This window comes from Pseudomonas palmensis, assembly GCF_049942755.1.
Classification (GTDB): domain Bacteria; phylum Pseudomonadota; class Gammaproteobacteria; order Pseudomonadales; family Pseudomonadaceae; genus Aquipseudomonas; species Aquipseudomonas palmensis.
The window spans coordinates 704,701-721,614 of record NZ_CP187958.1 but is presented as its reverse complement, the minus strand read 5'-3'; the positions used below and the strand labels follow the sequence as shown (position 1 = coordinate 721,614).

16 protein-coding genes are annotated in these 16,914 nt (G+C 59.5%); 1 reads left to right on the top strand and 15 read right to left on the bottom strand.

The genetic code is table 11. From position 1 onward, the window contains the following. Positions 1 to 10: 10 nt before the first annotated feature. From pilP to ACPRTJ_RS03305, 4 genes are read right to left on the bottom strand one after another with little or no spacing between them, the layout of a single operon-like run. On the bottom strand, positions 11 to 529 hold the full coding sequence (gene pilP / locus ACPRTJ_RS03320) for a type IV pilus biogenesis protein PilP (RefSeq protein WP_318862423.1): 519 nt from the start codon (positions 527 to 529) through the stop codon (positions 11 to 13). After that, a complete protein-coding gene (gene pilO2, locus ACPRTJ_RS03315; RefSeq protein WP_426428073.1) occupies positions 519 to 1,844 on the bottom strand; it encodes a type 4b pilus protein PilO2 in 1,326 nt (441 codons plus the stop codon). The genes pilP and pilO2 overlap by 11 nt, the downstream gene beginning before the upstream one ends. A 12-nt stretch (positions 1,845 to 1,856) precedes the next feature. Further along, positions 1,857 to 3,572 (bottom strand): PilN family type IVB pilus formation outer membrane protein, encoded by a 1,716-nt coding sequence (locus ACPRTJ_RS03310; protein WP_426428071.1) that lies wholly within the window; start codon positions 3,570 to 3,572, stop codon positions 1,857 to 1,859. Then, on the bottom strand, positions 3,569 to 4,708 hold the full coding sequence (locus ACPRTJ_RS03305) for a TcpQ domain-containing protein (RefSeq protein WP_426428069.1): 1,140 nt from the start codon (positions 4,706 to 4,708) through the stop codon (positions 3,569 to 3,571). The genes ACPRTJ_RS03310 and ACPRTJ_RS03305 overlap by 4 nt, the downstream gene beginning before the upstream one ends. 176 nt (positions 4,709 to 4,884) lie before the next feature. Here ACPRTJ_RS03305 and ACPRTJ_RS03300 point away from each other — a divergent pair, with 176 nt between their 5' ends. Then, positions 4,885 to 5,559 (top strand): DUF6710 family protein, encoded by a 675-nt coding sequence (locus ACPRTJ_RS03300; protein ID WP_426428067.1) that lies wholly within the window; start codon positions 4,885 to 4,887, stop codon positions 5,557 to 5,559. Here ACPRTJ_RS03300 and ACPRTJ_RS03295 read toward each other — a convergent pair. The 11 genes from ACPRTJ_RS03295 to ACPRTJ_RS03245 form a co-directional block, all read right to left on the bottom strand. Next, positions 5,549 to 7,516, bottom strand: coding sequence for a DEAD/DEAH box helicase (locus ACPRTJ_RS03295; RefSeq protein ID WP_426428065.1), 1,968 nt, complete (start codon positions 7,514 to 7,516; stop codon positions 5,549 to 5,551). The two genes, ACPRTJ_RS03300 and ACPRTJ_RS03295, sit on opposite strands and share 11 nt — an antisense overlap. A 181-nt stretch (positions 7,517 to 7,697) precedes the next feature. Next, positions 7,698 to 8,228, bottom strand: a complete 531-nt coding sequence (locus ACPRTJ_RS03290) for a hypothetical protein (protein WP_426428063.1) — start codon at positions 8,226 to 8,228, stop codon at positions 7,698 to 7,700. Positions 8,229 to 8,248: 20 nt separating this feature from the next. Then, positions 8,249 to 10,159 carry a DNA topoisomerase gene (locus ACPRTJ_RS03285; protein ID WP_426428061.1) on the bottom strand — a complete coding sequence of 637 codons (1,911 nt, stop codon included), beginning with the start codon at positions 10,157 to 10,159 and terminating at the stop codon, positions 8,249 to 8,251. Positions 10,160 to 10,279: 120 nt separating this feature from the next. Beyond that, on the bottom strand, positions 10,280 to 10,477 hold the full coding sequence (locus tag ACPRTJ_RS03280) for a CrpP family ICE-associated protein (protein ID WP_023660706.1): 198 nt from the start codon (positions 10,475 to 10,477) through the stop codon (positions 10,280 to 10,282). 418 nt (positions 10,478 to 10,895) lie between these two features. Next, positions 10,896 to 11,282: a hypothetical protein gene (locus ACPRTJ_RS03275; protein ID WP_426428058.1), complete on the bottom strand. Its 387-nt coding sequence runs from the start codon at positions 11,280 to 11,282 to the stop codon at positions 10,896 to 10,898. A gap of 198 nt (positions 11,283 to 11,480) precedes the next feature. Next, positions 11,481 to 11,993, bottom strand: a complete 513-nt coding sequence (locus ACPRTJ_RS03270) for a single-stranded DNA-binding protein (protein ID WP_028700191.1) — start codon at positions 11,991 to 11,993, stop codon at positions 11,481 to 11,483. A gap of 13 nt (positions 11,994 to 12,006) precedes the next feature. Beyond that, entirely contained in the window at positions 12,007 to 12,552 is a 546-nt protein-coding gene (locus ACPRTJ_RS03265) for a DUF3158 family protein (RefSeq protein WP_426428056.1), read from the bottom strand. After that, complete coding sequence (locus tag ACPRTJ_RS03260; RefSeq protein ID WP_023660701.1) at positions 12,549 to 13,274, bottom strand: PFL_4669 family integrating conjugative element protein; 726 nt, start codon at positions 13,272 to 13,274, stop codon at positions 12,549 to 12,551. Before ACPRTJ_RS03260 ends, ACPRTJ_RS03265 begins: the two co-directional genes overlap by 4 nt. A gap of 902 nt (positions 13,275 to 14,176) precedes the next feature. Continuing rightward, positions 14,177 to 14,899 (bottom strand): prepilin peptidase, encoded by a 723-nt coding sequence (locus ACPRTJ_RS03255; RefSeq protein WP_426428054.1) that lies wholly within the window; start codon positions 14,897 to 14,899, stop codon positions 14,177 to 14,179. Continuing rightward, positions 14,892 to 16,193 carry an STY4528 family pathogenicity island replication protein gene (locus ACPRTJ_RS03250; RefSeq protein ID WP_426428052.1) on the bottom strand — a complete coding sequence of 434 codons (1,302 nt, stop codon included), beginning with the start codon at positions 16,191 to 16,193 and terminating at the stop codon, positions 14,892 to 14,894. The genes ACPRTJ_RS03255 and ACPRTJ_RS03250 overlap by 8 nt, the downstream gene beginning before the upstream one ends. Further along, complete coding sequence (locus tag ACPRTJ_RS03245; protein ID WP_426428050.1) at positions 16,190 to 16,885, bottom strand: DUF2857 domain-containing protein; 696 nt, start codon at positions 16,883 to 16,885, stop codon at positions 16,190 to 16,192. Before ACPRTJ_RS03245 ends, ACPRTJ_RS03250 begins: the two co-directional genes overlap by 4 nt. Positions 16,886 to 16,914 lie beyond the last annotated feature (29 nt).

The following is a 16,914-nucleotide window of genomic DNA, read 5'->3' as shown; positions in this document are numbered from 1 at the left end:
TCAATGCTCCTCAGGGTTGGCCGGGCATGAGGCCAGGCAGGCTCTGTTGTGGTTGGGATACCACCCGGTTTCCGAACCCCAAGGGGAACCGCTTGCCCTCCTTGCTCAGCACCACCCCATCGAGCGTGATCTGTTGGACTCGGAACCCGTTGGGTACCTCGTTTCCCGGCTTGGCATCGACCTCGCTGCCGTCGCTGTAGATCAGGCTTGCTCGCAGTTTCTGTCCTGAGCCGCTGATTTCTTTCACCACCGGCAAGGACGACTGGCGTGGTGCAGGGGAGGTTGGGGTCATGGTGGGAGTGAATCCAGGAGCAGGGAACTGCGCTACTGGCTGAGTGGCGCTAGGAAGTGTGCCGTTTGCTTCGAGTTCGGCCTTGCTGCGCTCGGCCTTAGCCTTAAACAGGATGGTTTCGCTCTGCACCTTGCCGAGCTCGCCGACGTTGATGCCCGAGAGGTCGGGGACGGCAGCAAGGGCATTGGTGATCGGCAGCCAGCAGGCCAGTAACAAAAGGCTGAGGTTATTTCGCATACAGGACTCCTGTGACCGACCAGATCAGGTGGTCAGCCTTGTATTCGGTCTTGATCTCCTGAAGGCGCAGTCCCTGGGTCGGCGCGCCATTGAAGGAGTCGTAAGGCAGAACGCCGGTGGTGTAGGAAAGCTGGTATTGCTTCCACTGAGGTGGTGGCGGGGGCGGTGGAGCCGGCTGGCCCGGCAGAACTGGCTCCTGGGGAATAACCACCGGCATGGATTGCAACTGTGGCTCCTGAGAGAAACTGTGGAACCAACTGGTCAAACTCTCGAGAGCGTCCTTGGCCTCGACCAATGCGTCGTCACCCGCAGCGTCAATGGCAATGTCGAACCTCAGGATCCCGGACTTTGCCTGGTCGGTGAATTCCGGGTGTATGGAAAAAAGCTCTCTGACGGCCGTCGTGAAATTGTGAGCAGTGCTGTTACCAGCACGGTCGTAGGTCGCCACGATTTGAGAACCGTTGCACTCGGCCTTGTTGATGGGCCAGCCCTGAATGTTCAAGGGCAACTGGTACATCACATGGCTGCATGCCGCTACGAAGTCAGTGACCGAGGGTTGTTTCGCCCAGGGATGTTCCAGCGCCTGGAGAGGTTGCTCTGTACCTGTTTGCCGCTGTAGCTCGGCCAGCTCCTCGAGGCGTTTCTTCTCCGCCTCGATGGCAGCCTGGCGCGCAATCTCTGCCTGGTGGGATTTCCATTGTGACCAGGCCAGCAGGCCGCCACCGATCAAGAGGACCACCAGGAACAGCTGGGCCAGTTCAGACTTGGACATCCCAAACACGAGGGGACGTAGCCGATACTCACGCTTGAGCCGAGATGGTTGGAGTAGCTCATCGATGTCGATGAGCTCGCCACCCATGGCAAACTCGGTCGGCAAGAACTCTCGCTCGAACTGGATGCCGCGGCTGCGTTGCTGCAACACCCGTTTACGGACCTCTGATGCCGTGGCAATCAGGTCGCAACCCGGGATGATCCTGCCCTCATGGACAGCGACGATGGCATAGCGATCTTGATCGGCGTCGACGGCCCAGGCAGCAATCCACGAATCACCGAGCTGGCCAGCCAAGGTCGCAGCCAACGAGTACATGCCTTTGTGAACGTCAGAGGAGCGCGAGACAAAGCCCGCCTGGATCATCAGCGACGTTCTTCGGATAGCCACGATGTCCAGGCCGTGCTCATGGCCATACTGACGGGCTTCCTTCATGTAACTGGTCATGTTGCCCAGGGGCGTCCAAAGCATGCCAGTGACGAAGACGCGCCCTCGATGCTGGATGGTCTGCACCCGGCTCGACGGTTTGGAAGTGTCGGTGTTCATGAGCGCCGCCACTTACAAGTTGTCCGGGAGGACAATTGGCGTCACCAGCACCACCAGGGCACTTTGGGACGTCGATCGGGTTCGCCCTCCGCCCAGGCCAAAGAAGCTGGGACTGCCAACGCCTGATTTACGCGCGTCGTCCCCGTTCTCGTCGAATCCGGTGAGAATCAACGTCTCGCCGCTGCGCAGACGGACCTTTGGCGCGACGTTCTTGGTGTCGTAGTCCGTGGTCTGGACCTTGGAGTCGTTACTCTCGAAATCCTTGAAGATCGGCTTGCTGCTGATGCTGAGGGTGATCATCAGCAGCATGTTTTCTTTGTCCAGGAGCTTGGGCAGTAACATCATGTTGAAGCCACTGGTGATGGTCGCCGGCGTCAGTGCGGTGCTGGAACCGACTGATGCTGTGGTGGTGGTCGAACTGGAGGCGACATAGCTTTGGACGTTGCCGATCTGGATCGGTGCCGGCTGCAGGTTCAGCGTGGTCACCGATGGTGAACGCACTTCGGAGACGCGCCCTTGTTCTGACAAGGCTTGGACGACGGCCTTGGAGCCGGCCCACGGAGAGCTGGACGTATCGAGAATGCTGCCGCTGGCCGAGATCGCCTCGGAGCTGATGCCGGCGACGGTGTTACTCAGGCCGAAGCCCCATTTTCCAGAGATGGATTTGTAGACGGCGCTCCAGTTGACCGCCGTCTGGTCGCTATCGCTGAAGTTCACCTCGTAGACCTTGACGTTGAACAGCACCTGTCGAGTGATGCTGCGGTTGGTCTCTTTCAGGTAGGCCGAGATTCGATTCAGCACCTCCGGGCGGTCACTAACGGTGAGTGTCCCAGTGGAGCGAGAGAGATACAGACGCCCTGGCGGCTGCATGCTGAGCATCGACTTGACGTTGCTCTCGATGTCGCTCATCAGTGAGGTCTTATAGGTCGATTTGGTGCTCTGGTTGCTGCCGGATTCACCCGTGGCTCCGCCTGAAGAGGTCGAAGATCCCGAGTCGCCGTTGCCGGTTGAGGTGAGCAGACCAGACTTGACAGTGCTCTCGATCTCCAGCTCGTCACCGAATGTCCACACGTCGAAGGTGCGGGTGTCGAAGTAGGTAATGCGCGCGGCCTGAACCTCCGGATCGAAGTGCCAGGAGAGCCCGAGGCGTGATGTGGCCTGGTTCAGCAGCCCGGAGGTTCTGCCGTTGTAGTTCAGCCCGGAAATCAGCCCTCCGCTGCTGAGACCCAGGTCGAATGAGCTTGCACTGCCAGGCATTGCGCCTGCTAAGCCATTTGGCAGAAGGCCAGCTAGGCTGTCTGGATCAGGTGCAGCCGGAGTGGCGCCGCGTGCGGTAGTGCCTGCGGACTTCGAGGAGAGGATCCCGGGGTTCAATGCGTCAGGCGCTACAATGACCTGCAGACCGGTTTCCTTGGTGATCAACTGAGCGACGTCGGTGATCGATACTGGGCCTGCAGGCCGATAGGCAATGTCACGGTCTAGGCTGAACGGAAGCCCGCGCCTGGTCACCAGCGGCTCCGTAGAGACCCACGGCTTATTGCTGAATACGACCGTGTCGCGGTTCTGCTGTGGCTGCTGGTTCTGCAGGAACTTGTTGTACTGGCTAGCCGTGCGGCCCTGGAACTCTGCTCGGTCGAACGACTCATTGACCCGTTGCACGGCGCAACTGCTCAGCAGGGCCAGGGCAATTGGAGTCAGTGCCCAGTGGGCCCAACGAGACTTGATCATTTCTTCTTCCTCTCAGCGACGTACAAGACGCTCTGGGAGCCTTCGCTACCATCGACTACGAAGGATCGCGGGGCATTGTCGTAGAGCGGGAACAGCTGCTTGACGGCTTCCTGGAACGAGCCCTCGAAGTGCAGCGGCGCCTCGATCGGATAGTTGAGGTCCTCCTGGGCCCAGATCACGCGCCACCGGGCTTTTTTGGCCCATTCCTCAACGCTATCGCGCAAGGTTGATCCAACTTCGGCCGTCCATACCTGGGGCAGCGGCCGGGGTGGTGGGGCGGGCTTGACCTCGATGGCCGGGGTCGCCCCTGCTGTTGTGGTCACCGCAGCCGCTGGCTTGGATGCCGCAAGTTGGTTGGGCGCCTTCGGTACTGGGGACGCAGGTGTCAAAGGTTTAGCCGCGGTGGTTACCATCGCAGCCGGGATAGAGCCATCCTTGGCGGGTGCCACTGGGGGGAGCACGGGGGCCACTGGTGCTTGAACTGCGACAGTGGTGGTAGTCGTGGTGATTGGGGTGGGAGCAGGTACAGCGGCGACAACAACGCCTGACGTCGTGGCCGGGGTGGCGGAACTGGTGGCAGGTGCACGCGCTTTATGGGCGTAGAGCTGGCCCGTCGGCGCCGACGGGGTTGGCAATTGGTAGCCAGGGCGAAGCACGAAGCACACCTGACGGTTCACTTCATCCACTTTCACCTGCCAGGCCGGGCCTGCGAGAACCTGCAGGGTGTTACGCAGCGTCATCGGACCGAGCTTGTACTGAGCCGCGGGCAGGGGGCGGGTGTACAGAATGTCGACGTGCTGCGAGCTGGGCGGGCAGAGGGCGTAGCCTGACCGGTCGACCACGTAGAGCATGGCGTCCCGAACACTCGGGTTCATGCTGGACGGGATGGTCACGTCGATGATCTGTGCCATCAGGTCCCGCTGGCTCGCGTCGGGCTGGGTGCTCACCAAGGTGTAGCGGCCATACCGAACAACCGGCTCTTTTTCCGGGGTCGCCCCGTTCGGGTAGATGTCCGGAGACAGCCATTCGGGATTGCGGCTGCTATTGAACGCCGGCTTCGGCGGCTGCTCAGCCTTCTGAATCGCACAACCAGCAACGAGTGCGGCGAGCGAGAGAGTGGTCAACTGCCTGATCATGAGGCCCCCTGTAGTCATTGAGGGCACGGTGACAGCCAGCAGATTCTCATGCAGCAGGAAATCAATATCACACAGAGTTAGAATTTCCGGCGCGCTTGATGGAACGCAAGTAAGTTACCGCTTGGGGCGCCGAGGTTGGCCTGACCTCGAACTGGAAAAGATCAACGGAGGTGATAATGCTCGACAGTCGAATTGCCGCTTTCGAACACCTGATGGACTGGGCGAACAGTCTCAGCGCTGAACACAATCGACGCGGCCTGGAAGACCTCATAAAAATTGTGCTCAGGCCCGTTCAGGCCATCCACTTACGAGGCGCACTGCTTCGACCTCGGCATGCGGGCCCTCAGTCGCTGCACTGGATGAACTCACTTGGGGGGCTGTGGGATGGTTACGCCGATAACGGCACTTGGGCCGCATATCTGCTGAAAAATTGCAGTCGGCCAGTTGATCAGAGCTCAAGCATCCGGTTGGCCAGTGACATGGTAATCCCAACTTTGTGGTCGGAAAGCAGCATACTCAACAGCCTCGGCATGATCGGGGAGGGGCGTGAGCTCGGCGCGTTCGTGCAGGACCCAAACCATCGTGTGACCCTGATGCAGCCGTTGAACATAGCTTGGGTCAACGGCGGTAACCATTCGATCGCCCAAGGAATTCTGGGCGGGGAAGGGGTGCTCGTACCTGATGATGTTTATGATGTTACCGAGATCATCAGGGGAGTGCGTTTTGATGGCGAATGCTGGGTTTGTCGGAAGACCGGCGACAAATATGGTTCACCAATCTACGTTGAGTTTGGATGGGCCTGGGAGATCGCACGCTTGCTGGTCGACCTCCCACGCGGATCTACTGGCTGATGGTCGCGGCGAGCATAGCCTTGGCCAAGGCGTCCTGCTGCTCTTCCGGCTCAATGAGCTCCAAGCTGACTTGGCGTTTCGCTAAGAGCATCTGCCAGAGCTGCTGATCGATGCTGTTCTCCACGAGGGGGATCTTCACGATCACCGTCCTGAGCTGACCATTCCGGTACGCCCGGTCCTCGGCCTGATCCTGTTGTCCGGGTGTCCAGGGCAGGCCCAGGAAGAAGACGTAGTTGGCGGCCGTGAGGTTGTTGCCGGTACCGGCGGCTTGGGTGGTGCAGATGAAAGCCCTGCAGTCGGGGTCGCCCTGGAACTTGTCGATCGCCTTCTGGCGCTTGGTGAGTGAGTCACTGCCGACCAGGGTGACGTTCCCGATACCGGCTGCGTCGCACAGCTCCTTGAGGCGCGCGACGGTGGGTTTGAACTCGCAGAACAGGATGACCTTGTCTTCGGGGTCCAGCTCGCCCAGCAGGTCCATAGCGACTCTGACCTTCACCTGTTCCAGGTAGTGGCGAAGCGCGCCGAGCCTGGCAAAGATGGGCCTGTCCTCGAGGCGAATGCTGTCGTACTTCTTCCGCTCCTCCACCCCCATCGCCACGGGCAGCAACTGCCGGTGCTTACCCTTGAGCCCGGGCAGAACGTCTTTGCGCCTGCGAAGCATCCAGTCGCCCAGTTCTGCCCGGAGGTTTTGCCGGAACTCTGGGCTGCCGGCGAAGCGTTCGCAGAAATCGCTGAGGGGCAACTGGCCGACCGGGTGCCCCGATAGACGTAGCAGGGTGTGCAGCTCCGTCTCGCGATTGAGGACAGGCGTGCCTGTCAGCAGATAGCGATTCGACACCTTGGCTGCGATATCGAAGCCATGGCGTGTACGCTCGGCAGTCGGCTCCTTCAACTGGTGCGCCTCGTCGACCACTAGAACGTGGTAATGCTCAGCCAACAGTACGTAGTCGCCGAGGCGCTCGTAGTTGATCAGCATCCATTGGACCAGCGGGTCTTGCTTCTGCACAGCGACTGTCGCGTCGGGGTAGACCGCCAGGATTTCACGCTGCCAGTTGATCAGCAACGAGGAAAGGGTCACCACCAGGATCGGGCGACCGGCTGCACTGATATGCGCCGCGATGATGGCCTGGCGTGTCTTGCCGAGGCCCATATCGTCAGCCAGCAGTGCGCTGGTGCGCTGGAGAAGGTGAGCGATTCCTGCAGGTTGGTGATCCAGCAGGGAGTAGCCGACCAAGGCCTGGGCGATCGCGTCATCAGAGAAATCAGTGCGCTCGATCGGCGAGACGGCAGCGAGGTAGATGTCGTTGGAGGTCTCCTCGCCACTAGCGGTTGCCGAGGGTTCCTGCGGGGCTCCGCCCAGGCTGATGCGGGGAATCTCAGCCGCCGGCACGACAGAGCCATCGCCGAGGAGCTCCTGCACAACGTCCAGAATCTCAAACTGCTCCTCGATCAGGCCCAGTTCCAGGATCAAGTTGCTCCGCAGGATCTCTGCGGTCGCATTGATGCGCCAGGAGCTTGATCGGCCTAGGAATACGCCGCGCATCCGGCGTGCGACGGCGACCACGCCGGGGTGGTAGTCACCTGATAGCAGGACACCGCCGTCGGCCAGCGGCGCGATGCGCAGCAAAATCCCCCAGGAGAAGGCGTCACGTTGAGGAGCACTCAGCGCGGCCTCGATCTTCTGGCGGAATGCCTGCCATGACTCTGTGATCTTGCCACCGGCCAGCTCGATCAACTGGTGGTACACGAGGTCCAGCTCGTCGATGAGCTTGGCCTTGGGCACGCGCCAATAGCGGCAGAGCGGGTGGTCGCCGCGGCGGATGAAGAACCCGCTACGGGCGAGCATGACCTTGTTCGCGCCTTCGATGTAGGACATGAGAATGCCCAGGTCGTAGCCGTCGAACACGGCTGCTTCGAGCAGCACTGGTTGGCTATTCAGCAGGCGTGGGCGCTTCATCAGTCTCCACCCCCTACCGGGCGGGAGGGAATATCAACTGTAATGATGGGGGTTTGATCTATGGTGGTTGCAATCATGTGCCCGCTCCTGGAGGAGCGAGCAGGTTGTCAATCAATTCACCGTGATTACAGCGGGAATGATTATCCGAACGCTCGGAAATTAACGCCTGATGGCCTTTAAGTCATCTAAAACGTCGGGCATATTGCAGCAAGCTGCTGAACAGCCCTTGTGGGCTGGAGCAAGGAGCCTGTCGTGGTTCCTCCCGATGTCCCGGCGATTCAGGGAGGGGATTTTCACCTGCCAGAGGACCGAAGAGTGGGGAAGTCTGTCCGAAGGGAGGGCTATGCAGGTCAATGACATTTGCCTTCGCATCAACCTCGTCTCCCGAGATTTCGTTGTCCTCGGCGACGGTCTCAACGTGGGGCGACATGAGAAAGAACCAAGCCGCCCATGACGCTTCGATGCTATCAACGTCCATTATGGATTCCAGCCAATACCAGCCAGTCTCAACGTTCGAATCGATGGGTGTTCCACAATGGGTGCGCTCGGGCTGGATTGAGCTGTTATCCACGAGCGTGACCTTGATTGGGCGCAAATACCTTCCGTTGTCATCCTTATAAAACTGCCCAGGCCCGCCTAGAGCCTCGATTAACATCTGCTCAACCTCCTGGGGTTTAGCAGTCTTAACATAGAATCGTTGGTATACAGACATTCCGTCTTCTCCGGCTGGGGTTAAAGGCCCTTAGGCTTAGTCATGTCTGGCTTGCCTTTCACTGTGGGGTAGCTGACCTTGCAGCCACTGGCTTTGTACCCCGTACACCCCCAGAAATCATACCCGCCTTCACCGCGTTTCTGTCTGCGTGCGAGTGGCATTCCACACTTGCCACAGACATGGCCTTCCCCGTTGCTAGAGCCGGATCCGGATACACGCGTTACCATAGTCACCGAGGGCGCCTGGCGGAGGGCTGCGAGCTCCGTCTGGAGATGCTGAAAGAACTTGGCGACCACCGAGCCATACTGCTCCTCCCCCCGTGCGATTCGGTCCAGGTCCTTCTCCAGCGTGCTGGTGAACGCCAGCTCGACGAAGCTGAAGCGGCCCTCCAACTGGTCGATGGTGCTCACCCCCAACGGGCCAGGGACCAATTTGCGCTTCTCCTCAACCACCAGGCCTTTGCCGGTGATGTTCTTGATGATCGATGCAAACGTGCTGGGGCGTCCGATCCCCAGTCGCTCCAGCTCCTTGATCAGGCTTGCCTTGGTGAAGCGTGCCGGCGCCTTCGTCTTCTGGTTGAGCACCTCACCCTGAAGCACGCTGAGGATCTGTTTGGGTTCGAGCACAGGCACCGGATTCTTGGGGATGTCGGTCGACTCTTCATCCGTCTCGTCCTTCTGCAAAAGCTTCATCCAGCCGAGATAGGCGACAGCGCTGCCAGTCGCGGCGAAGCGCAGAGGCCTCTGATCCGGCCCCCTGGCCAGCAGTTTGGCCATGCGCACGTCGTAGATGGCGTCTGCGAGCTGGCTGGCCAGCGCCCTGATCCGGATGAGCTTGTACAGCGCTTGCTCTTCAGCAGACTCGCCTGCGACTTCATCCTCCCACGCGGTTGGCGCAATTGCGGGGTGACCTTCCTGGGCGCTATCCGCAGCCTTGAACGTCCGGCGCTCGTCAACAACGTCGAGGCCTTGCCTGCGAGCCACTGCCTGGATATCTGGCATGGCTTCATCGGCCAAGTTGGGGTTATCCGTCCGGTGATAGGTGATCACGCCCTGCTCGTACAGGCGCTGCGCTACCTGCATGGTTTTGTCCGGGTCCCATTTCAGCGCTACGCTGGCCGCCTGCTGCAGGGTGGATGAAATGAACGGTGGGGGTGGCGGGCGCCGCTTCTTGCCGTCTTCACATGACTCGACAATGACCGCGCGTGTTGCGGCAACCCTTGCCGCGAGTGTGCCATCCCGAATATAGGGGTTTTCTTTGCTCGCGAAGTCGGGGATCGGTTGCCATACGGCAGTCCAGTCTATACCGGTGGTTTCGTCCTTGAAGGTCAGCTCTACCCCGAAGTGGTGGACCACCTTGAAGTTCCTGATTTCTCGCTCGCGCAACACCACCAGGTAGAGGGCAGGTGATTGAACTCGACCAGCGGAGGTAGGTTGGCCCAGGACTCTGCGAAGCTCCTGCGTGACCAGGTAGCCCACCAGGCGGTCCAGCACTCGCCGGCACTCTTGTGAGGCAACGAGTTGCCCATCGATTCTCCGTGCATTGGCCAGGCCCTCTCGTACTCTGGCTTGGGTGATCTCATTGAACGTGACTCGCTTGTACTCGCGGATCCCCAGCGCCTGCTGTATGTGCCAGGCGATACTTTCCCCCTCCCGATCCGGGTCGGTGGCGATGTACACCTCCGTGGCGTCCTTGAGCGCTTTGCGAATGGTGCCGACGTTGCGGGCACTCTTGGGCAGGATCTCGTAGACCGGACGAAGGGTCTTCAAGACGCCGGTTGTGATCATCGTGTCGTCCTGACCCGACTGGGGGAGATCACGGATGTGGCCACCAGATGCCACCACCACCCAGTGCTCGCCAGGGCGGATCTTCTTCATCATGGGCCCAAGCTTCTTCAGCTTGCCCGGTGCCTCGATGATCATGAGTTTCATAGGGTGCCCCTGCACAGATAAATCAGGGAGAACTCTTGCCGCCGACCGGGGACGGCACAACGCGAAATGGTCAACTGGAAGGGAGGGAATTCGGTAGGGCTCAGGCCCACGGAGGAAGGGTCAAAAATTGAGAGTGAGCTGCTGGGCGCGCTTGTACCCTTTCAGCCAGGAGGCAAGCATGGCAGGGTGCTTGTAGGGGCAGGCATATATGGGCAGCCCTTTCTCGGCGGCTTCAACCCCAGCGGCCTCCACCGCAGGATGGGGGTTATTGAACTGGCGCCTGTCCGCTTTTCGCTCCTGGGCATCTTCGTTCTGCATCGATTGTTCCTCATCAGCGCCACTGTTCACGCCGGGCGTGTCACGCTTCAAACGACCTGGCCACCAGCAATTCCCCGACAAGGGCGTTTTTTACGACCCTGGGGCTCACTTCGATACAAGTTAGCAGCCGTAGAGCGGAGATGCCTTCAGGAAAAGGTAATTTGCCAACGCTGGCATTTCAAATGTGCCCCTGACCTGGGCAAGCGCTGCTTGCAGCGCCCCTTCGGCTACGAGTTCGCGTCCTCGTCGTAGGAGCTTCACGAGCTGCGGCCGCAACAGAAGGTCCTTGTCGCCAGAAATGCGAGGCATCAGACGGCAGGTCCAGAGGAAGGGGCTGCGACGATTCGTCCTTGTCTCCGGAACCTTCACGAGTGGCGCGCCTGAAAATAGCTGTCACGCCAATGCCCGTGTACCACCGCTAGTGGGGAATCATGCTTGAGCGGTAGAGTGCCGACCATGCCAGCAGCGTCGCACTGGGGTCCTCCAGTGCGGCACGAACCATCACCTCAGTGTGTTGACCTGTGATGTCGCAAACTGCCTGCCCAAGTCGAAGGAGCTCAGCTTTCACTCCTGCATCCCGGGCCTTGGTCGCAAACTCATACTCCTGGGCCTGCCCATACTCAAAGGTGGCATTGAACCGGAGGCGAAGCATTTCGATGGCCTCCACTTCGGCCTCCGGCAGCATGATGGATTCGCCGTCGCAAAAGATCTGGCGGACGCCATTGAGAGCTCGAACGGCATCCATGTAGCGCGAGGCGTCTACAGTCGCTTTGACGGATGGATATTCCGGGTAGTCGTGGTGCATGGGGCGATACCTCGAAGCGGAATGAGGTGGCGACGATCCGTCCTTGCCCCCAGTGACTTCACGAGAGGCGCCTGAAAAATCGCCTGCCAGGCTGTGGCTAGAATGCCGTGGAGATGCCCCATCGAAGGGAGGGGAAACTCGAAGTGACGTCCTTGTCACCAGGAGCTTCGCGATGTGGCGCGCCAAATTAAGGGGGGGCTACAGGGGGATGTCGTCGTCAAAGCCTTCGCTGTAGTGGCGCATGTCGTCGGGGCTCGGCTGAGGAACGTTTTGAGCGTGGCCGCCGCTGGTCTGACTGCGCCCCTGACCTTGCTGGTGATTGGCCGGACGCTGACCATTGCCGTTCGATGCCAGGGTGATCTGTTCGATACGATGCGGGAGGATCGCGATGCGGCTTGCCTCGACCTTCAGCGCCGAAACGTCTTCACCCGTTTGCTTGTCTTTCCAGGTGTCCATGATCGCCCGGCCAATGACCAGGACCCGCATACCTTTCTGGAACAGTTCAGCAAAGCGCTCGGCATCCTGATGCCACCACTCAACGTTGCACCAGAACCCCCCACGATCCTTGTAGCCACCCTGGCCATCAGGGATCGAGTTGTCGAACATCACATTGAGTCGCAGCATGTGCCGCGGATCTTTGTTGCCGTTGGCGAACGAACGATGCTCAGCTGCGTTACCGACGTTGCCTTCCCAAACTACTGGTGTACCCATGGTCTATCTCCGTTCAGTGTTGAGGTGGGTTCATGACCTGCTGCAGTCGAGCCTGATATTCGGCCTCGGCCTGCCCCATCTTTTCTGCGCACTCGGCGGCCTGTTTGCCGATGGAGTGGATGAGGCTGATCTGCATGTTCAGGGTGATTCGGTGTTGCTCCAGGGCAAACAGGTCCTGCAGCAAGTGGATTGGTGTTTTGGGGGCGTGGACCATCTGAGCCCATACGCCGACACCCATGCGCCGCTCTTGCACGCTTTGCCAGCGAAGAAAGGTTGTGCCAGCTGCTGTGTTTTGCTCGATGAGCCTGACGGGCAGCAGAGCGAATGGATGTTGGCGAACCTGGGCCAGCACTTCCTGGGTAAGGGTGCGCAGCCCCGCCTCCAGCGATGCGCAATGCTCCGCCAACTGAACCAGCTCCCCCTTACCTTTAAAGGGCTTTAAAAGGCCTTTTAGTGAGGCACTCTGTTGTAGCCCCTGATAGGCACCCTGTTGCAGCGGTTTGAAGGCACCGTGTTGCAGTGCCTCCGTTGGTCGGGTGTCCGATCGCATGAGCGTCATGCCTCGCCTTCGAATTCGTCATCCACATCCTCGACCGGGCCTGCGGAGCCACGGCGGATGGGCGGGGCAAAGTTCGAGCGGCGTGTGCCTTCCAGGATGTCCTGGGGGATATCGCCGTAGCGCTTGTACATTTCGCGCGCATTTTCAGCCCGAGCATTGTTGGCAGCGAAGTCGTCACGCGATGCGCCGGAGAATCGATGGAGCTGGGCCAGCCCAAAAAGACTGCGAAGCAGGTGAGCACCTTCATCGATCCAGATCTCGCCATCGCGGCGACCGATCATGGCGACGTGCTGAGCCAGCAGGATGCGACGGACGACTTCGTCGTACTGAGTCAGCAGATGGACGCCCTTGAAGCCCAGCGGGTTGGAGATGAAGAGCGGCAGCTTCAGCGGCTGGATGGAGAGGTTCTCGCCGATCTCGAGTGCTTTGGGGAGTTGGGCCATCACTCCATCAAGGCGGCTGTCGATGGCCTTGAGGGCATCATCTACTTCCTGGATCTTCTCCTCGATCCTGATCATCCACCAGTCGGAGTACGGATCATCCTGTGCGGCGGCGCGGTCGATCTGGTTGATCTTGAGGCAGAAGCCGGCCAGCCCGAGGATGCTGTGTTTGTCATCGGTCTTCTGGCGACCCAGCCAGATTCGAGCAGCATGATGGGTGTGGAGAGTCAGCTGGACCTGGCTCCTGAGGGAGCCGATGTTGAGCTGATAGTTGTCAGCCATGGACATGGTTTCCTTATATAAGGTGGGTGAACGATGTCCATGCTGCTGTCGGGCCGTTTGTGGCGCAGTAATAAATGAAGAACCCGGGGTGCTGGATTTGTCATTGGTTCAACGGTGCCTTGGTGATGTGGCCTCCCACCGTGAGGTGTTGCCAGTGGCAACAGCCGGTCACCGTCGCCCACCGGGTGAAGACCGTGTGTTGGTTGGGCTGTGCGTAGTGTTGCCAGTGGCAACAGTGGGTAAACCGTCGGCGCCGGCGAAGACCGCCTGGCAGTCGGCGCTGCTTGGTGTTGCCAGTGGCAACAGCCGGTCACCGTCGCCCCCGGGTGAAGACCGTGTGTTGGTTGGGCTGTGCATAGTGTTGCCAGTGGCAACAGTGGGTAAACCGTCGGCGCCGGTGAAGACCGCCTGGCAGTCGGCGCTGCTTGGTGTTGCCAGTGGCAACAGCCGGTCACCGTCGCCCCCGGGTGAAGACCGTGTGTTGGTTGGGCTGTGCATAGTGTTGCCAGTGGCAACAGTGGGTAAACCGTCGGCGCCGGTGAAGACCGCCTGGCAGTCGGCGCTGCTTGGTGTTGCCAGTGGCAACAGCCGGTCACCGTCGCCCCCGGGTGAAGACCGTGTGTTGGTTGGGCTGTGCATAGTGTTGCCAGTGGCAACAGTGGGTAAACCGTCGGCGCCGGTGAAGACCGCCTGGCAGTTGGCGCTGCTTTGTGTTGCCAGTGGCAACAGCCGGTCACCGTCGCCCCCGGGTGAAGACCGTGTGTCTGGTTGGCTGTGCGTAGTGTTGCCAGTGGCAACAGTGGAAAAGTTGTTCGGGCCGATGAAGTGGCGGGCCGTTTTCCCGCGGGAACACCGCTCAGATGGGCGGCATCGGTGGATGGTGTTGCCAGTGGCAACACGCCCTACCATTGATGTGGCAGCAGCATGCCTGCCCAGCCAGCCATCGCCAGGAACGGACCCAAAGGAATTTTTGAGGTGCTGGACAGAGCTTTTTGCAGCTTGAGGTATCCACATGCCAGGGCTGCAAGTACTAAGGTACAAACTACTGTCCAGGGAAGTGCTTGCCAGCCAGTCCACGCCCCAATTAGGGCCAGCATCTTGAAGTCGCCAGCGCCCAGGCTTTCTATGCCGGTAATGTATTTGACCAGGTGGAAAACTGCCCAAAGGCTCAGATAGCCCATGGCACAGCCCCAAAGTGCCTCGTGCAGTGTCGTGAAAACTCCAAAGGAGTTGAGTGCGAGACCGATCCAGAGGATGGGTATTACCAGCGCATCCGGCAGCATATGGTGCTCACTGTCGATCAAGCTTAAAGCCAGAAGACACCAAGTGAACACCAGGGCAAAGAATGCCTGCATGGTTGGCCCATAATGCACCGTCACCACGAACGACAAGACAGCGCAGCCGATTTGCGCGGCCCAAGTTCCACGCACCGGAGATCCGGTCGTTTGAAGCTCGCAAGGCTTATCGAGATCCAGCCCGAGTAGTTCACGAGCATCCCGCTGCCATTGTTGCTCGAGGAGAGCAGGCAGCCAGCAGGCAACCCAAGTACTGAGGCGACCGGCCAGCATGCCCAAAACGATGGAGCCAAGCCCAAGGGTGATCTCAAGCCCCATCCACTCACTCATCGATGGACTCCTCGCGGCGACGTGGGTCAAGCAGGGCTTGGAGCGAAGTCAGGGCGGAGTTCGCTGTCTGCATCGCGGTCGCTGTCGGTGCCGGCTTCTGAGCGGGGGACTGGGCAGGGCGTGCAACCGTCCGGGCCGGTGGAGGTGTTGGCGTCGGAGTTGCGGCGGGCGCTGAAGGGTTCCACTCGGCGTTGAAGTCGCCCCGGATGGCCTTGCCAGCAAGGGTCGTCAGGTATGCAAGTGGCTTGGCCACGCTCCCAGTTGTGCATCGATGTTTCCACTGGTTGATCACCGCCTCTCGGACATGCTCCGGTACAGGCCCCATGATCTCTCTTGCCTTCACACGGTCCTCTGGCTTGAGAAGATCCAGGGCAAGCAACCAATTCACACCTGCACTCTCGCGCGGTTGTACAAAGCTTTTAGATACAGACTTGTCTGTATTTGTATACGTACTGTCAGAGTTCGGATTCCGAACTGAGGGTGTACTCAGTGGTTTTAGGCTGAGTTCGGATTCCGAACTGAGGGGAAGATCCCCCTGTTTCGCTGAGTTCGCACTGAGTTCGGACTCCGAACTCAGTCCTTCCGGGGCTAAATCTTGCTGAGTTCGGATTCCGAACTCAGGTGCGGGCAGCGCGTTATGCTTGGTCTCTACAGCCCAGGTCTGGGCATTCAGCCGATCGCTAATCGTGTCAATGCGCGAGGGGAGGCGTCGGCCGACATCGGGATCGCTGGTGAATTCGCGCCAGGTGATCGCTGCGATGTCCTTGATCGCTTTGTTCTGATGCTCCATGGATTGCATCAGCAAAGTCATGTAGTCCTTGTCGAACTCCAGGGCCTCTGCCGGTGTTATTGGCTCGTCGTGGAGCAGATAGACATTCCCCTGAACCTGTCCGTTGATCTCATTGCGGACGGTCCTACCCAAGCTCAACCAACGAGTTAGACGGAGCACGGTCAGGGCCTTTGCCACGGTTTCTCGAGAGGCATGTTTCCCTGGGTTCATGCCCAGGTATGGCCGTAGCTGGTCATAGGTGGGGAAGGCAGTGATGCCATCTTCGTTGACAAGTAATCGGAATACTTGCCAGCAATTGCGTTCCAAGGGGGTGAGCCGATTGTCGAGCAGGAGCTTACGCGGGACAGTTTCATGCGGATTACCGCTGAATATGATCCCGGAGTAGGGGGTAGCAGGTGCAGCAGTAGGGGCGGTGTCCTCAGCTCTCTTCTTCTGTACATGGGCCTCGAGTTGCCCCGAGGCCGAATCTAGGAGCGTGGAAATCGGGAACCGTGCGAGCTTCATTTTCTATGTTCGCCTTCTCCAAAGTGGGCAGAGGCGGGGCAGCATTCTTCGACACGGCGTATGCCACCCTCGTCCAGCAGAGTGAGTTGTCGACGCTCAGTTACTCGGGACTTTTCCTTGCTGCTGGGATACAGACCTTGTTCGATCCACTGAGTGATACGAGACCAGATCTGCGCAAGCGTTAAGCCATCTGTGCTCAGTTCTTCTGCAACCAGCATGGCAACGTCGAGCATGGCCAGGCTGTCCTCGAGCTCGACTCGGTTTTCATCCATCAACTTGGTCCAGCGGTGCCAAATATGATGATCTTGATCCTCGGAAAGCTCGGGCCAGCGTCCGCGCGGGGCTCGAACCCCAATGACGGTACGCTGAAGGGCGATCTCTTGAGGAGTGAGCCCGAAGAACTTGTTGAGCAAGCTGGTAGTGGCACCCAAGCGAATTGCCCGCTCAATAAGGCGGGTTTCCTCTTCTGAGCGAGCAGCCCCGGTCAGAAGCTTGAGGATCATCGAGCTGTTGATAGACACGTTGACCCAACTGACCGGTGTGTTGCGGAGCAAGCTGAGAACTGTGGGATGCTGGATCTGGCCCAGCACCTCGGGTTCAACTCCCATCTCCACACAGCGCTGGAGTTGGCCATTGCGCATCAGGTCAAGAAGCTGCGACAGAACTGCTTCGTTAAGTGTTGACTTGGACATTGAGACTCCCTCCCATTCATCTCATCGAG

Bases quoted from the DNA above. Each gene is read 5' to 3' on its own strand.
- pilP (WP_318862423.1), bottom strand. From the start codon at position 529: ATGCGAAATAACCTCAGCCTTTTGTTACTGGCCTGCTGGCTGCCGATC.
- pilO2 (WP_426428073.1), bottom strand. From the start codon at position 1,844: ATGAACACCGACACTTCCAAACCGTCGAGCCGGGTGCAGACCATCCAG.
- ACPRTJ_RS03310 (WP_426428071.1), bottom strand. From the start codon at position 3,572: ATGATCAAGTCTCGTTGGGCCCACTGGGCACTGACTCCAATTGCCCTG.
- ACPRTJ_RS03305 (WP_426428069.1), bottom strand. From the start codon at position 4,708: ATGATCAGGCAGTTGACCACTCTCTCGCTCGCCGCACTCGTTGCTGGT.
- ACPRTJ_RS03300 (WP_426428067.1), top strand. From the start codon at position 4,885: ATGCTCGACAGTCGAATTGCCGCTTTCGAACACCTGATGGACTGGGCG.
- ACPRTJ_RS03295 (WP_426428065.1), bottom strand. From the start codon at position 7,516: ATGAAGCGCCCACGCCTGCTGAATAGCCAACCAGTGCTGCTCGAAGCA.
- ACPRTJ_RS03290 (WP_426428063.1), bottom strand. From the start codon at position 8,228: ATGTCTGTATACCAACGATTCTATGTTAAGACTGCTAAACCCCAGGAG.
- ACPRTJ_RS03285 (WP_426428061.1), bottom strand. From the start codon at position 10,159: ATGAAACTCATGATCATCGAGGCACCGGGCAAGCTGAAGAAGCTTGGG.
- ACPRTJ_RS03280 (WP_023660706.1), bottom strand. From the start codon at position 10,477: ATGCAGAACGAAGATGCCCAGGAGCGAAAAGCGGACAGGCGCCAGTTC.
- ACPRTJ_RS03275 (WP_426428058.1), bottom strand. From the start codon at position 11,282: ATGCACCACGACTACCCGGAATATCCATCCGTCAAAGCGACTGTAGAC.
- ACPRTJ_RS03270 (WP_028700191.1), bottom strand. From the start codon at position 11,993: ATGGGTACACCAGTAGTTTGGGAAGGCAACGTCGGTAACGCAGCTGAG.
- ACPRTJ_RS03265 (WP_426428056.1), bottom strand. From the start codon at position 12,552: ATGACGCTCATGCGATCGGACACCCGACCAACGGAGGCACTGCAACAC.
- ACPRTJ_RS03260 (WP_023660701.1), bottom strand. From the start codon at position 13,274: ATGGCTGACAACTATCAGCTCAACATCGGCTCCCTCAGGAGCCAGGTC.
- ACPRTJ_RS03255 (WP_426428054.1), bottom strand. From the start codon at position 14,899: ATGAGTGAGTGGATGGGGCTTGAGATCACCCTTGGGCTTGGCTCCATC.
- ACPRTJ_RS03250 (WP_426428052.1), bottom strand. From the start codon at position 16,193: ATGAAGCTCGCACGGTTCCCGATTTCCACGCTCCTAGATTCGGCCTCG.
- ACPRTJ_RS03245 (WP_426428050.1), bottom strand. From the start codon at position 16,885: ATGTCCAAGTCAACACTTAACGAAGCAGTTCTGTCGCAGCTTCTTGAC.